General features: G+C 50.1%; 10 protein-coding genes and 1 tRNA gene. 10 read left to right on the top strand and 1 reads right to left on the bottom strand.

Annotated features, from left to right (window positions below; translation table 11 throughout):
• Window positions 1-73 precede the first annotated feature (73 nt).
• Window positions 74-277 carry a helix-turn-helix domain-containing protein gene (locus tag ACI48K_RS13590; protein ID WP_475028139.1) on the top strand — a complete coding sequence of 68 codons (204 nt, stop codon included), beginning with the start codon at window positions 74-76 and terminating at the stop codon, window positions 275-277.
• Between the two features lie 207 nt (window positions 278-484).
• Here the strand turns inward: ACI48K_RS13590 and ACI48K_RS13585 are convergent.
• Window positions 485-558, bottom strand: a tRNA-Pro gene (locus ACI48K_RS13585).
• A 398-nt stretch (window positions 559-956) separates the two neighbouring features.
• On the opposite strand from ACI48K_RS13585, the gene ACI48K_RS13580 reads away from it, so the two are divergent.
• From ACI48K_RS13580 to ACI48K_RS13540, 9 genes are all read left to right on the top strand, one after another.
• The gene (locus tag ACI48K_RS13580; RefSeq protein ID WP_475028138.1) at window positions 957-2,315 is read left to right on the top strand and encodes an extracellular solute-binding protein; all 1,359 of its coding nucleotides are present in this window, start codon (window positions 957-959) and stop codon (window positions 2,313-2,315) included.
• 80 nt (window positions 2,316-2,395) lie between these two features.
• Window positions 2,396-3,277 (top strand): carbohydrate ABC transporter permease, encoded by an 882-nt coding sequence (locus tag ACI48K_RS13575; protein WP_475028137.1) that lies wholly within the window; start codon window positions 2,396-2,398, stop codon window positions 3,275-3,277.
• Window positions 3,274-4,131 carry a carbohydrate ABC transporter permease gene (locus ACI48K_RS13570; RefSeq protein WP_475028136.1) on the top strand — a complete coding sequence of 286 codons (858 nt, stop codon included), beginning with the start codon at window positions 3,274-3,276 and terminating at the stop codon, window positions 4,129-4,131. Before ACI48K_RS13575 ends, ACI48K_RS13570 begins: the two co-directional genes overlap by 4 nt.
• 70 nt (window positions 4,132-4,201) lie before the next feature.
• On the top strand, window positions 4,202-5,947 hold the full coding sequence (locus tag ACI48K_RS13565; protein WP_475028135.1) for a cache domain-containing sensor histidine kinase: 1,746 nt from the start codon (window positions 4,202-4,204) through the stop codon (window positions 5,945-5,947).
• Window positions 5,944-7,545 carry a response regulator gene (locus ACI48K_RS13560; RefSeq protein WP_475028134.1) on the top strand — a complete coding sequence of 534 codons (1,602 nt, stop codon included), beginning with the start codon at window positions 5,944-5,946 and terminating at the stop codon, window positions 7,543-7,545. The genes ACI48K_RS13565 and ACI48K_RS13560 overlap by 4 nt, the downstream gene beginning before the upstream one ends.
• Before the next feature lie 112 nt (window positions 7,546-7,657).
• Window positions 7,658-9,715, top strand: coding sequence for a beta-galactosidase (locus ACI48K_RS13555; RefSeq protein WP_475028133.1), 2,058 nt, complete (start codon window positions 7,658-7,660; stop codon window positions 9,713-9,715).
• Window positions 9,712-10,818, top strand: a complete 1,107-nt coding sequence (locus ACI48K_RS13550; protein WP_475028132.1) for a class I mannose-6-phosphate isomerase — start codon at window positions 9,712-9,714, stop codon at window positions 10,816-10,818. Before ACI48K_RS13555 ends, ACI48K_RS13550 begins: the two co-directional genes overlap by 4 nt.
• Window positions 10,815-13,301, top strand: a complete 2,487-nt coding sequence (locus ACI48K_RS13545) for a beta-mannosidase (protein ID WP_475028131.1) — start codon at window positions 10,815-10,817, stop codon at window positions 13,299-13,301. The genes ACI48K_RS13550 and ACI48K_RS13545 overlap by 4 nt, the downstream gene beginning before the upstream one ends.
• 767 nt (window positions 13,302-14,068) lie before the next feature.
• Complete coding sequence (locus tag ACI48K_RS13540) at window positions 14,069-15,730, top strand: pyridoxal phosphate-dependent decarboxylase family protein (RefSeq protein ID WP_475028130.1); 1,662 nt, start codon at window positions 14,069-14,071, stop codon at window positions 15,728-15,730.
• Window positions 15,731-15,748: the final 18 nt, after the last annotated feature.

The raw sequence follows: 15,748 nt of genomic DNA, 5'->3' as shown, positions 1-15,748 counted from the left end.
GTGTCATTTTAAATATGACCTGTGATGAATTCATCATGGGTCTATTTTTATTTTATTGAGGAGGTTGATGGAATTGGAAAATCAAAAGACGTTGGCTGATTATCCTGACGTTCTCTATGTAGAACATATTCAAGAATATTTAGGTATTGGACGTGATCAAACATATTCACTGGTAAAGTCGGGACAATTCCATGTGGTAAGATCCGGAAGAAAATTTCTGATTGATAAAGAGGTTTTTCGGAGTTGGTTAAAAGGGGAGGAAGTCAGCCTAAAATAGCTTGGGAATATCAGCTTTATTCTGAATAATCACACACTAGAAATAATGGAGAGTATGAGTAAATATGCATAGCCCAAAAAACTTTAGTGAACTAAAGGACACCAGATTGACACCAATTCGATAGACATCGAATTAAAAAATGAAATTCAAAAAAATAACAAATTAAAAAACCCTTGATGTATCAAGGGTTTTTGGCATTTTAAGATATCGAGACGACAGGATTTGAACCTGCGACCTCTTGCTCCCGAAGCAAGCGCTCTACCAAGCTGAGCCACGTCTCGTTAAGGGTGATGACAACATGTAATTTTACTCGGGTTAAGGGCATTTGTAAAGGGAAGATAAACTTAGATAATTTCCGAAATACGCCGATTTATAACTGTTAATGAATTAGGACAAGCCACATCGAAATGAGCTCAATTCATATCGAAGTTGCAGAGGGCTCGGGTAAAATGAAAACGTAAACATCAATGAAATCATGGAGACGCAAAACGGCAAAGAATGCAGCCGTAGAAAATAACATCCGTCGCACGCAAAACGTGTAGTTTTACGGAATCAATGATGGTTTTGTCGCCTTTTACGGGGATGGGAACCGCCGCATAATAAAGCCAACGGATCCCTTGCGGGTCCCGGCATGCCGAGAAACATCCAATATCCATTACGTTATTCAGGAGGGGAAAAGATGAACAAACGCATGAAATCCATCTTAAGTTTTACCTGTGCCCTTGCGCTTGGTTTGGCATTAACAGCGTGCGGCGGCGGGAACAACAGCAATAACAGCAATAACGGCCAAGGAGCGGCTTCTTCCGGCGGCAATGACGGCGCTTCCAAGGATGCCGAAGTATCGCTGACGATGCTGGACTCGTTTACTCCCGGCGATGGAATGAGCGTCGCCTTCCGCAATGTTCTGGACAAATTCCAGAAGGAGAATCCTAACGTTACGATTGATGAAGAAACGATCGCAAACGCCGATTTGGCTACCAAGGTACAGACGTTGGCCGCTGCCGACGAACTGCCCGACATTTTTATGCTGAAAGGGCAAATGGCCGAAACCTTTGTAAATAACGGAAAGGTCATGCCGCTGGACGATTTCTTGAATAACGATCCGGACTGGAAGGCGAGCTTCAAGGACGGCGTATTCTCCAACTTTACTTATGGCGATAAAATTTACGGAATTCCTTATCAGATTACCAACACGTGTATTTTCTACAACGAAACTTTGCTGAAAGCCGCGGGTGTCGACCAATTTCCGACGACATGGAGCGAACTGCTTGACGCCGTGAAAAAAATTAAGGCTACCGGCGTAACCCCGATTGAACTTGGCAACAAGGGGAAATGGAACGCCGAATCGGTCATCATGAGTACGCTGGGCAATCGCTACACCGGCGACGAATGGTATCAAAGCATCCGCGACAAGAGCGGCGCCAAATTTACGGATCCGGAGTTTGTTGCGTCGCTTACCGCCTTGAATGATTTGGCCAAAGCGGGCGCCTTCAACTCGGATGTGAACAGTATCGACGATTCCCAGCAGCGCCAGGTATACATGAACGGCAAGGCTGCGATGTCCATTGACGGGACGTGGGCGCTGGCCGAACTGGACGCCAACAGTCCCGACGATATCAAAAACGCCACTAAAATTGCGGCCATCCCATCCGTAGACGGCGGCAAAGGCGACCCGAAAGCCATTACGGGCGGAGCCGGCTGGGCTTACGCGGTGAACGCCAATATTGACAAGTCAAAACTGCCGGCGGTTGAAAAATTCATTCGCGCCATGACCGGAGTGGAATTTGCGACGGAAGAAGCCAAGGCAGGCAGCCTTACCGCGGTAACTCCGAACGATTTCGAAATCGATCCCAAATCCGTAGTTTTCAAAGAATTCGACGAGTTCCAGAAGGACCGCCCGTTCATTCCGGTGTACGATCATCAGCTCTCCTCCGGCATTATGGACGCGCTTCAATCCGGCCTTCAGGAGTTGCTGATCGGCGGAGTGACTCCGGAAGAACTTGCGAAATCGGTTCAAGACGAATACGCACGGGAATAACGCAAGTTTTCGAAGCTCGCTTCTTACCGCACGCGTCTTCTTCAAGACGCGTGCGGGATTCTTGAAAGGCAGGTGATCATATGAGCGAGAAACTTAAGCCAGGCAGATTCCTTTTGGCGGGTTTGCTGGCCCCGGGCGCCCTTCTCTTTACGTTATGCAGCATTGCTCCTCTGTTCGTCGCTTTTTATTACAGCTTTTTTAAATGGGACGGAGGGCCGCACAAGACTTTTCTCGGTTTAGGCAACTATTTTGAATTGGCAAGGGATGCCGATTTCTGGAGCGCCTTTCAGAACAATGTGGTTTTTATCATATGGACGGTGATCGGACAAATCGGCATCGCGTTTATTATATCGATGCTTCTGGTATCCCGATTGCTCAAATTCAAAACCGCGCATCGGACCGTCATCTTTTTCCCGGTTATTTTATCCGCCGTCGTTGTCGGTTTCCTGTGGAGAATCATTTATAACAAGGATTACGGCCTGCTGAATCAATTGCTTGATTTCCTCGGACAGCAGCAATGGATCAAGCCTTGGCTGGATGATCCGAAGATCGTAATCACTTCGCTCGCGATTCCGAAAATATGGCAGTACATCGGCTATTATATGGTCATTCTTTTGGCTTCGATTCAGAGCATCGACAAAGAGATATTGGAAGTGGCCGAGCTGGACGGAGCCACGGGCTGGAGAAAATCGGTTTATATCGTAATGCCTCTCATCAGGGACACGCTCCTCGTTACGGTGATGCTTTGCATCTCGGGGAATATGAAGACGTTCGACCAGATTTTCGTCATGACCGGAGGCGGTCCGGGAACAAGCTCCCAGGTTGTCGCCATGTACGCGTACAGCATCTCCATGGACCGCATGCGTTTCGGGTACGGAAGCGCGGTAGCCATCGGCATCCTGATCCTCAGTTTGTCGCTAATCGGACTCAGCAAGCTGGTCGGAGGGAGGAAAAAGGCATGAGCCAACCAAGTGGACAGATCTCGCTAAAAATCAAAACCGGCGCTTCTGCCGTAACCAGCAACCTGCTTGTAACCCTGTTATCCATCACTTGTATTTTCCCGATCATCTGGATGATATACTCCTCGTTGAAATCCCAAAAGGAGTTTTCGCTGGATACCGTAGGACTGCCGAAAAAGCTGCATTTCGAAAATTATAAACAGGCGTTTGTCGAAGGGAATATCGGAAATTATTTTACCACCAGCATGTTCAATACGGTAATAACGGTGGCGGTTGTGATCCTGATTTCTTTCGTCACCGGGTACTGCTTGTCGCGTTTTGTGTTCCGGGGGCGCAGCTTCATCTATTACTTGTTCTTATCCGGAATGCTGATCCCTATCTATGCGCTGTTGATCCCGATCTTTATCGAATTCAAAACGTTGGACCTTTTGAACAAGCCTTACACGCTGATCTTGCCTTATATTGCGTTTGCGCTGCCTATCGCTGTGTTTTTGATTGAAAGTTATGTGAAGGGGATACCGACGGAATTGGAAGAGGCTGCTTTTATCGATGGCTGCTCTCTGGTCCGGAGCATGTTCTCTATCATTATGCCGGTGTGCAAGCCGGTTCTGGCGACCACGGCGATTCTTACCTTTTTAAATACATGGAACGAATTCCCGTTGGCTTTAGTGCTGATCCGCAGCAACAAGCTAAAAACAATGCCGATCGGACTTACCAATTTCGTCGGCGCTTATACCGTCAACTACCCGTTAATGATGGCCGCTTTAGTCATTTCGACGCTTCCGGTTATCATTATCTATCTTTTATTCTATAATCAGATCATGGAAGGCATGGTTGCGGGGGCGGTAAAAGGATAAGTCGAAAAGGTGAACTCTATTATGGGTTTGCCTTTTTCATCAGCATGGCAGGAACAGATGGGGTGGTTATGTGGGGGGGAAATTAAAGAAGCGGTTCGTCAGTCTTCAGGTCAAGGTGTTTACGCTCATCATCGCTTTGATTGTGCTGCCGATCACGGGAATAGGCGTTTTCTTTTACAGTCAAAATGCCCAGATCATTTCCGAAAAGGTGAATCAGTCCAATCTGAATACTTTGACGCAAATCGGCACTAATCTGGAGTACATCTTTGACGATATCAAGCAGAATTCGCTGCTGATCTATCAGAACGCCGACGCTCGCAGCTTTCTCCAGGCGCGGCAGTCCGATGATCTGAAGGAAAGCTATTTGCGCCTCGACGCCTCCATCCTGAATATGTTGTCTTACGACAAATACCTCAGCGCCGTCGATATCCGCCGTTTGGACGGCACCCAGTACCGTTCCAGCTCCGATTATAATGGAATCGGCGACACCGAAGCTGAGGAAATCCTTGGACAGACCGGCAAACTTACGCTTATGGGTTCGGTGGACAGCTTGTTCCCCAAAGGCAAAGCGGCCTATGTGTTCACTAGGAAGGTCAACGACGTTTACAATCTCGGCAAACCGCTGGGTGTGATGCAGCTGTATATCGATAAGAAGCGCATCCTGGATCTGTTCTCCAACATCCCGCTGGCCAGCCGGAACAGTTATTTTATCGTTCAGAACGGACAAATCATTATCTCTCAAGAGGAGCAATACGTTGGAAAACCGATCGGCGATATTCTTGGGAACTTTAAACTCCAGGGGAAAAAGGGCAGCGCGACTTTGCCGGTAGAAGGAACGAAGCAGATGCTGACCTACTATAATTTAAAATATCCCGATTGGTACGTGGTTAACCTGTTTTCGCTGGAGCAGATCAACCGCGAGAAATCCCTGATCGTTCAGATGCTGGTCTCCACCATTGTTTTGGCCACCGTCATTTGCAGCATCATCGCCTATTGGGTGTCGGCTTATATCCTCTCGCCGCTTAAGACCGTGACGCAATCGATGAAAAATCTGGAGAAGAAAAATTTCAATATCAGCGTACCGTTGAAAGGAAACGACGAAATCACCGTGCTGGCGCGAAGCTTTAATAAGATGAGCGTTCGCTTGGATGAACTCGTCAACCAGGTATATGTAACCGAACTCCGCGAGAAGGACGCGCAGATCAAGGCGCTGCAAGCTTACATCAACCCTCATTTTCTCTATAATACACTGGATACGATATGCTGGATGAGCCGCATGGAAAATGCATATGAGACCTGCAGTCTGGTCGAGGCTTTATCCAAGTTGTTTAGGATGTCGGTTCAAGCGGAACAGAAGGAAACCACGGTTGCGAGCGAGTTGGAATATACCCGCAATTATCTGATGATCCAGGAATGCAGGTATTCCGATTCCATCAATTTCGTGATTCAAGTCGAACCGGAACTGGAAGAGTGCGAGACGGTTAGCTTCGTACTCCAGCCTTTGATCGAAAACGCCATTCATCACGGTCTTGAAAACCGGGAGGAGGGCGGTACGATTTCGATCACCATCTGCCGGAGAGAGGACAGGCTGGTTTATATTGTAGAAAACGATGGAGAAAACGCCAACATTGAAGAAATGGAGCATATCTTGCGCAGCTACACCCAAGGAAAGCGAGGCATGGCCATTTCGGGAGTGAACAGCCGAATTCAGCTTCATTATGGACAGGAATACGGCCTTCATTTTTATACTAATAAGCCTCAAGGCGTCAGGGCCGTGGTAGAACAGCCTTATATCAATAGGGGGGCGTCAGCATGATTACGGTGATGATCGTGGATGATGAAGCCACGATTCGAAAGGGCATCTCAACTGCCATCGACTGGCAGGAACTGGGGATGGAGATCATAGGCGAAGCGGCTAACGGCCGGGACGGCCTGGCCAAAGCATTGGTAACCAAGCCGGCTATCGTAATCACCGATATAAAAATGCCGGTGATGGACGGGATTCACATGGCCAATCGGCTCAAGGAAAAACTTCCGTATACGAGAATCGTTATTCTTAGCGGCTACAATGATTTCGAATATTCGAGGCAGGCGTTAAAAGCCGGAGCCATCGATTATATTCTCAAGCCGGTCAGCGTCGACGAGCTTACCGATCTGATGCTGAATTTGCGCCGCCAAATCGAGGAAGAGAAGCATCGGCAGATGGAGACCGACCTGGCCGACCGTCTTCTTAACAGCAATCTTCCGATCATCCGCGCCAACTGCATCAAGGATTTCATCGAGGGAGAGATCACGGAGCGGCAATTCGTCCGTCAAGCGGCGGGTGCGGTTGATATGGATCTGGCCGGCCCGCTTTTTCAGGTTGTGGCGATCGATATCGACGACCGTCATCAAGCCGGTTATTCAATCTGCGACCCGAAATTGCTGCGGTACTCCCTGGCCAATATCGCGGAAGAGATCTTCCGCAGCGAAGCCTCCGTTACTGTTGGGTACAGTGGGGAAAACAGCCTGCTGGTCCTGCTGAGCACGAAGGCACATACCGACGAAATCGTGGAGTGCTGCAAGCAAATCCAGTTTTACGTTACCCAATATTATAAAATTACCGTCACGATCGGCTTGGGGCAGCAAGTGGACAAACTCGGCCTGCTGAAGGATACCTACCGTCAAGCCTGGGATGCGGTTGACAACAAAATATATAAAGGAAAGAACCGGGTCATCGTGGCTGAAGACGTGCCTTTGCCCAGACAAACTCCGCTGTTTTTGCGGGAAGCGGATGAACAAGAGCTGCGGGAAAACCTGAAGCTGCTCAAGAACATGGATGTGCAGAAAAAATTGAACACGATTTTTGCGCAATATTTTAAAGGAAAAAACGTTCCCCGAAAGGTCACCGAGCAATTTTGCATCCACCTTGTTGGAATCGCTTTCAAAGAACTGGAAGCGATGCAAATAACTTCACAAATGATATTTTCCGAAAGCGCCGACCTTTATGAGGAGATCAAAAAATACGAAACGCTGGACGAGATCGAGCTGTGGATTAAGAACATATTCGTCCGGGCGCTCCAGGCGCTGGAGGGCCAGCATACGAACAAATACAAAAACATCGTGAAAAAGGGCATCGAATACGCACAGGAGCATTATACGGAAGCCCTCCAGGTCGCCGATATTGCGGGAGCGGTGTTCGTCACACCCAACTATTTCAGCAAAATTTTCAAGCAGGAGACGGGCGAGAATTTTACGGAGTGGCTGAATAAGTACCGTATCGAAAAAGCCAAGGAGAAGGTGCTGAAGCAGCCGACCTTGAAGACCTACCAGATAGCCATGGAGGTGGGATTTAAGGATTATAAGTATTTCGTCTATATTTTCAAAAAGTATACCGGTTATACCCCGGGGACGTACAAACAGCTTCGCGGGTGAAGCCGAAGTCAAGTGTGTAGATTTACGGTATGACTGTGCATTTTTGCTGAATTTAAAGCGGCTCCGCCACTCGATATACTGAACGTAATCTATGGGATGGAGGTTAGTTTATATGGGCAAATATCTGTTTGGCGCCGTATACATTATCGAGCAGGATTACAGTGAGGAAACCATCAGGAGAGATCTGTCCAACATGCAAAAATGCGGATACAACCTGGTCACCTTGTGGCCGGTTGCCAATCCCTGGCTGGCCAAAAGCTCTCATGAGTGGATCTTTACCGAAACAAGAAAGGTACTCGATATCTGCGAGAACTTGGGGCTCAAAGCCGTTATGCAGCTGTTCGGGCAAAACCAGGCCCAGGAGTTTATGCCGGATGCCGCGCTTACGCCGGATATGCAGATCAAGGATGAGACCGGATTTTTTGTCAATGAAGACTGCTTTTGGGCCAATTTGAACCATCCGACCGTGAGGGAATATTTTGATTCTTATTTTCGCGAGGCCATCGTCGCGCTTAAGGACCACCCGGCCGTTTATGGCTGGGATGTTTTCAACGAAGCGCATTTCCGCAGCGACGATCCTTACACGACCCGGCTTTATCAGGAATGGCTGGCCGAAAAATACGTCAGCATCCAAAATCTGAATCGCGACTGGTATCGCAGATACGAAAGCTTCTCCCAGATTCGCCCCGAGAAACGCCGCGCACCCTACAGTATCTGGAGCAGCCTGCTGCCGGATGTGGAATACGAGAAGTTCCGCAGCGAGAATTTGACGGCGATTTGCCGCTTCTTGTATGAAACGGCGCGCAAATACGACAGCACCCACCCGATTATCATTGACGGCACTTCGGCCCATATCCTTGCCGGGAACGTGACGCTTCGCAACAACGACGAATTTGAAACGGCGCATATCTCTGATGTTTACGGGGCCACCTTTTATCCGAAAAGCTGGGGGCGCGACTACCGGGATACGCCTTGGACCCTTTCCATGTATTTTTCCATTCCGGCAGGAGCCGCCCGCAAGGCGGGAAAGCCCTATTTCGTCAACGAGCTGCAAACTCATACGCAATCCGTCCTTACACCGGGCTCCGAGGTTAGTCCGGAGGAACTGCGGAACTGGATTTTAATGTGCGTTTTTACCGGTCCGGCGGGCATGCAGCTGTGGCGCTGGCGCCCTTTCCTGCATGGGTATCAATCCACCGGGCGCGGACTTACCCGCATCGACGGAACGCCCAACGACCGGAGCGATTCGACGGCGAAGCTGCTCAAGATGATGCACCAAAACGGCGATCTGTTTGACGACTTTACCGTGTCGAAGCCGGTCGTTCGCATCGCTTACAATTATTCGATCCGCCTGTACTTCGATTCTCTGCTTAAATGGAACGGCAGCTTCTGGGCGAAAAATACGGAGGGCTGGTACAAGCTTTTCTGGAACAACGGAATGCCTGCCGAATTCTCCAATCTGGAAAAGCTCGATGAGGAGGATATGCAGACGCCCGTTCTGATTTTGCCGGCCGCCGTCCGGGTAAGCGAGGCGGAGGCGATAAGATTGACGGAATATGTTGAACGGGGCGGGCTTCTGATCGCCGACGGACGCATGGCTGCCATTAACGAGAAAGCGGTGGTTCCGGAAGAAGGGATTCCCGGGAAACGGCTTTCCGAGTTGTTTGGAATCAAAGAGGCGGATGTGACTTCGGGAGAGAAGTTCGTGCTGGACGGGGTGAAAATTCCTGCGGCTTACATGAGTCAGCAGCTTGAAGCAAGCGAAGACTCCGAGGTTCTGGCCTATATGGAAGACGGGACGCCGGCCGTGGTCTTGCACCGTAAAGGGAAGGGAAAAACGTTGTACTTCAATTCTTTCATGGGGCTGGCCTTGCTGGATCAAGCGCTCCCTGAGGTGGAAAAGCTCATTATGGACGTTATGGAGGGGGAAGGCGGTATTCGTGCTTGGAAAAATGAAAAGGTGCATCTGTCCTTTATTGAATCCGCAAGCAAAAAAGCGATGCTGGCCATCAACTTCACCGGAGAAGAACAGCGCGTCGTTCTGAGCGGACTGCCGGACGGATGTGTAATGACCGATCTGTTCACCGGCAAGAATGTCAGCGCGGAACAGAAAACCGAAATTTCGCTGCCGGCGTCCGCTTGTTCCGTCTTCGCCTGGGAGAAGCCATGACGAAGAGTCCCTTTATCAAGCTCCCTCCCAACCGGGTACGGCGAAATTACCGGGGCGGTGCCGGAATCGACGGGCTGCATGGACAAATAGAGGGTCAGGACGGTGATCGTCCGGAAGAATGGATCGCTTCCTTGGTACCGGCGAGCAATCCGGGCATGGCGCCCGTCCGGAACGAGGGTTACTCCGCATGTTTAGCGGATGGCCGGGAGATGCTGCTGATCGACCTGATTCGGCAGGATCCCGAGTTTTACCTGGGGAAGGACTATTTTCGGCAAAAAGGCTTGGATCTGGGGTTTCTGTTTAAAATCCTGGATTCGTCCATGCGGCTGCATGTGCAGGCGCACCCTTCCGCGGCCTTTGCGCAGCAATATCTGAATTCACGGTACGGCAAGCTGGAGTGCTATTATATCCTGAAAGTCAGGGAGGGGACCAGTCCCTACATAAGGCTCGGTTTCCAGCATCCGCCGGGCCGGGGGGAATGGAAACGAATGATTGAAGAGCAGGATATCCCCGCGATGGATGCTTGTTTTGAACCGGTTCCGGTTAATGAAGGAGAAGTTTGGTATATTCCCGGCGGAATGCCGCATGCCATAGGCGAGAATATTTTGATGCTGGAAATCATGGAGCCTTCCGATCTCGTTGTACGGTGCGAGTTTGAGCGCGAGGGCGTGATTGTTCCGCCGGAAGCCCGTTTTATGGGAAAAGGACTTGATTTCTGCCTGGATATTTTCGACTACAGTGCTTACTCCGTAGGCGAAATCCGGCAAAAAAACCGGGTGGAGCCTCACTTGCTGAAAAAGGCTGCAAACTACAAGCTGGAGTCGCTTATCGGCCATGAAATCACGGTCAGTTTCGAGGTTCACAGACTGAGTATTCAAGGAGGACAAGCAAGGCTTGACGGCGGGTTCCCGCAAATAGGCCTTGTCACGGGCGGATCGGTCCGGCTTTGCTGCGGGGAGGAAGCTTTGGAGCTGGGGAAGGGGGACAGCGTGTTCATTGCAGCCGATGCGCCTGACTTGACCGTGGAAGGAACGTCGGCCGGCGAAGCGGAGCTGATTCTGGTAAAACCCGTACAAATTCCAAGATTGGAGAGAATAAAATGATGAAGCAACCTTTGAACGGAACCTGGCAATTGAAATGTTCAGAGGAAGACTGGACCATTGACGCCAAGGTCCCCGGCTCTGTCCTGTCCGCCCTGCTCGAGCACAAAATGATCCGGGATCCTTATTGGCGGATGGAGGAATATCCCGCCCGGGATTTATTCCGGAAGGATTATGTATATTCCACCGTGTTCGAGCCCTCGGCCGAGATTCTGGAGCAAGAGCGGGCCGATCTGGTCTGCCGCGGGTTGGATACAATCGCCGAGCTTTCGCTGAACGGAAAAGCGCTGGGCAAAGCCGACAATATGCACCGCACCTGGAGCTATAACGTTAAGGGGCTGCTGCGTCCTGGAGCGAACTTCCTGGAAATCGTGTTTCGTTCTCCCTTGCGGTATATCGAAGAGGCCCGGGAGGCTTGCCCGGATGTCATCACTTATGAACCGACCGGAGGAATCGGCGGAAGCAACTTCATTCGCAAAGCCCACTCCATGTATGGCTGGGATTGGGGGCCGCAGCTTCCGGACGCGGGAATTTGGCGTCCGATCAGCCTGGAAGCGGGTGGAGGAGCGAAACTGGACGATGTGTTAATTTTGCAGGAGCATAACAAAGACTCCGTAGAATTGGATGTTATGGTTCAGGTTTCGGGTCTCCGGTCTGGTGAAGGTTTGGCGCATTTGAGGTTAACCGGCCCGGACGGCTCCGTTTTGGAGACCGAAGCGCCGGTGAGCGGGGAACCGGAAGGGACGAAACTTCGGCTTACGGTCGAGAATCCGCTCCTCTGGTGGCCTAACGGCTATGGGAGCCAACCGCTTTATCAGTTGGAAACCTCCCTTCGGATTGCAGGAAATGTAATCGAAAGCTCCGTGCATACGATCGGACTCCGAACTTTGACCGTAAGCACGGAAAAAGACGGCTACGGAGAGGAATTTGCCTTTGTCGTCAACGGCGTCAAAATCTTCGCGATGGGGGCTGACTATATCCCGGAGGACAGTCTGCTGAGCAGGGTTAATGCGGACGGAACGGAGCGCCTGATTTCCGATTGCGCCAAGGCGAACTTCAACTGTATCCGGGTATGGGGCGGCGGATATTATCCGGACGATTTCTTTTACGACAGCTGCGACCGGAACGGTCTTATTGTATGGCAGGATTTGATGTTCGCCTGCAATGTTTATTCCCTGAATGAGGCGTTTGAGGAAAATATCCGTCTGGAAGTGGAGGAGAACGTACGGCGTATCCGTCATCATGCCAGTTTGGGGCTGTGGTGCGGCAATAACGAAATGGAAGAAGGCTGGTGCAGCTGGCCGAGAGTTACCTGTCATTCGGATAAACTGAAAGCGGATTATATCAAACAATTTGAATACATTTTGCCAAAAGCCGTCAAAAGCGCCGATCCCGCAACATTCTACTGGGCTTCCTCACCTTCTTCCGGGGGATGTTTCGACAACCCGAATGATGAAAACCGGGGCGACGTTCACTACTGGGAAGTATGGCACGGTATGAAGCCCTTTACGGATTATCGCAACTACTTTTTCCGGTTTTGCTCCGAATTCGGCTTTCAGTCGTTCCCTTCGCTGGAAACCGTCAAAAGCTATACATTGCCCGAGGATCGCAACATTTTCTCCCCGGTCATGGAAAGCCATCAGAAAAACGGAGCGGCCAACGGCAAAATCATGTATTATTTATCGAGTTATTATCGTTATCCCAAAGATTTCGACAGCCTGCTTTATGTCTCGCAGCTACTTCAGGCGGAAGCGATCCGCTACGGTGTAGAGCATTGGCGGCGCCATCGCGGCCGCTGTATGGGAGCTATCTATTGGCAGCTCAACGATTGCTGGCCGGTAGCTTCTTGGGCGAGCATCGATTATTTCGGCCGTTGGAAAGCGCTGCATTATGCAGCGAAACGTTTTTTTGCGCCGCATTTGCTTACGGCCGTGAACGACGGGTATAAGGTAACCTTCTTCTTGCACAACGAGAGCAGACTGCCGCTGGGCGGTCAGCTTCGGATCAAGCTGATGAATACAAATTTCGAGGTGCTGGAGGAGCATGCCGCAGAGGTGCGAGCGGAAGCGTTAAGCGCGGGTTCCGTCTTTGCCTGCGATTTTACGCTGCGAATGGCGGAACAAGCTGCAGACAAGACTTACGTGGCATTCGAATTGCTGGAGGAGGGGCGGAGGATATGCGGCGACAGTCTTTTGTTTGTCCGTCCCAAACAATTCGATTTTCCGGTTTGCAGCTATCAAGCACGAGTAGAAGATGCGGGCGAAAAATATAAGATACTGGTGTCCGCCGATCGTTACGCCCAGCATGTCGAGCTGTCTTTTCGGTCGTTTGAATCCGTGCTTTCCGATAATTATTTTAATAACACCGGGCCGGAAGGAGTCACGGTTGAGGTGGAGAAGGCAGGGCTTCCGGAGGGAGCCGACGTTAGTAAACTGCTGAAGGAACTGCGCATCCGAAGTATTTGCGACACATTTGACAGGGCTTAGTCTGCGGAAGACTTTCAGCCGATTTCTCGAATAGCGCTATAAAATGGCTCTATTTCACTCCGAAAGCACGTTTTCCTGAGAATAGCGGTGCAAAATGGTCTTATTTTCGGCGAAACGTTCAAAATCGAGGGAAAAGGAGCTCTTCTGAAGAAATAAGGCCATAAAATGGCGCTATTCACCCGGAATGAGGTTCCACAGTGGAAATAAAGCCCCAAAAGGTCGCTATTTTAAGGGTCAGGGGGATGCGGCGTTTGGGGACGCCGTTGATCAGGCCAGACAACTTGTTCTAATCATTTGTTCTTAACCATTTGCTCGAACGCCAGTCCATTCCTTGAAGTCGATCCGGTATCTGGCAGCGGTCTGTCAGGGTTTTTCTGCTCTGTTGTTATATAAATTTAGAGGGTGTCCCAAAAGTCATCGTAGGTGACAAAGGGGCACCCTCTTGTTTCATTTTCAAATTATCCCATTGCAAAATTTGACAGGGCCGTAATCAATTGCGGTTTATAGATTTTACACTGGCGTGCTTCAATAATTTGTAAAGATATTTAAAGTAAGAAAAATTTAATGACAATTGATGGAATATATACCTATTCGTATCTGTAGTTTGCCTTGGATAGCTTGTATAATTTAGAAATGTAAGGAAATGAAGATTTTTTAATAAAAGCAATCTCATTCGTCGAAATTTTATCATAGGGGGGCAGGAAACTTCTTCAACTGTATGTCCAAGGAAAACTCTACACAATCGGAACAATGAGGAGAAGATGCATATGAAAACAGACAGCAAACCGGATGTAAGGGATTGGTTTCCAAGCGAGGACGGAAATTCGGAGCAGCGCGGGCGGATGCTGGAACTGATCGAGCAAATGATTCGTGGCGTGGATGAGTTGAAGAATCCTGATCAAGTCAATCTTAAAGGAGAAAAACGGAGGGATGGGGATTTTTACGGCCAATTGGCGGCGGCCAGCGAAATTCCTTACGATGGGACGCCGATGAAGGAGGTGAACGATGAATTATTGAAACTGCTCCACGGCCATCCCTATCATACCAAATATTTCTTCACGAACATTTTGCCCATGGCCTCCATTCCGGGCATGCTTGGCATGCTTACCGCGATGCTGGTGAACGGCAATAATCTATGGGATGTTTACGGACCTGCCGGGGCCGAGGCCGAAGTCAGAGTAACGGCCATGATGTCCAAGCTGGTCGGGTATGACTCCAAAGTCAGCGGAGGGTATACGACTTGGGGAGGTCAGGGCGCCGTATTCTCCGGACTGCGGATCGCGATCGCCAAATACGACCCTGCCGCGCTTCAGCACGGGGTTCCGGGCAATCTGTACGCGTTTTGCTCGGAGTCGGCCCATTACAGCTTGTTCAAGTCCATGGAAGCGACGGGGATCGGCAGCGATCATCTTGTCAAAATCAAAACCCTGACCGACAGCTCGATGGACGTATTCGATTTGAAACGCAAAATGGAAGAGGTCGCCGCAAATGGCGGCGTGCCGTTGTACATTGTTGCAACGACGGGAACGACGGACGCCCTCGGGATCGACGATGTTCGCCAAATTCGCGAAACGGCGGATGAAGTCGCGCGGCGATTTGGGTTTCCAAGCCCGCACATCCACGCGGACTCGGCGTTGGGCGGATTTTTTGCTTTCTTTAACGAGTACGATCTGGACAAGAATCCGCTTCAGTTTAGTACCGGCGTCATCGAAATGCTTAAGCCGATTCAGAAGAAAATGAGACATCTTTCTTTGGCGGATTCCATGTGCTTCGATTTCCAAAAGCTTGGGCAGGCGCCTTATGTCTCCAGCTTGTTCCTGCTGAAAAAAGGAAGCGACTTGGGACGGCTTGATCTGGAAGCGGACGAAACTCCATATGTCGGGCATCGCGGTTATGGCGATTACCATACCGGCTATACGCTGGAATGCTCACGCATGGCCAGTTCAATCAGCATGTACAGCTCGCTGCTGTCCTTTGGCGTAGAGGGTTATCAGCGTCTTCTGGCCCAATTTATGGAGGTAAGCCACCAGTTCCGGGAGCAGCTTGTCGCCGAAATTCCGCAGGCCGAGATCGCAAATCCCGAGAATCCCGGTATTTCTACATTAATTCGGATTTATCAGCCGGACGGTCCGCGACTTGCCGAAGAAATCAGCGGAAAATGCCGGGCTGCGGAAATCGAGCAAAATAACCGGCTTAATGAGCGGGTGTTCGAGAAACTCGGTGAGCAGCGCGACCGGATGTTTTTCGGGGATACGAAAAAGCATCTGCTGGTCGGTACCGCCGAGGGGCGTCAAATTCCGCTTTATGTCAGCAAATTTTTTGTCATTTCGCCTCATACTTTGCCTGAGCATGTGCCTGGGATCGTGCAGTATTTAAAAGAATGCATATCCGAGGTTTGTGAGCAGTTTAGCGTAGCGATGAGCAAATAGCTTTTTCCAATCAATGAA

The sequence above is a fragment of the Paenibacillus terrisolis genome (assembly GCF_056171975.1).
This window is presented reverse-complemented; position numbering and strand designations above follow the sequence as displayed.

Coding starts and splice junctions, on each gene's coding strand:
- ACI48K_RS13555 (WP_475028133.1), top strand. CDS start 7,658: ATGGGCAAATATCTGTTTGGCGCCGTATACATTATCGAGCAGGATTAC.
- ACI48K_RS13550 (WP_475028132.1), top strand. CDS start 9,712: ATGACGAAGAGTCCCTTTATCAAGCTCCCTCCCAACCGGGTACGGCGA.
- ACI48K_RS13570 (WP_475028136.1), top strand. CDS start 3,274: ATGAGCCAACCAAGTGGACAGATCTCGCTAAAAATCAAAACCGGCGCT.
- ACI48K_RS13545 (WP_475028131.1), top strand. CDS start 10,815: ATGATGAAGCAACCTTTGAACGGAACCTGGCAATTGAAATGTTCAGAG.
- ACI48K_RS13575 (WP_475028137.1), top strand. CDS start 2,396: ATGAGCGAGAAACTTAAGCCAGGCAGATTCCTTTTGGCGGGTTTGCTG.
- ACI48K_RS13580 (WP_475028138.1), top strand. CDS start 957: ATGAACAAACGCATGAAATCCATCTTAAGTTTTACCTGTGCCCTTGCG.
- ACI48K_RS13540 (WP_475028130.1), top strand. CDS start 14,069: ATGAAAACAGACAGCAAACCGGATGTAAGGGATTGGTTTCCAAGCGAG.
- ACI48K_RS13560 (WP_475028134.1), top strand. CDS start 5,944: ATGATTACGGTGATGATCGTGGATGATGAAGCCACGATTCGAAAGGGC.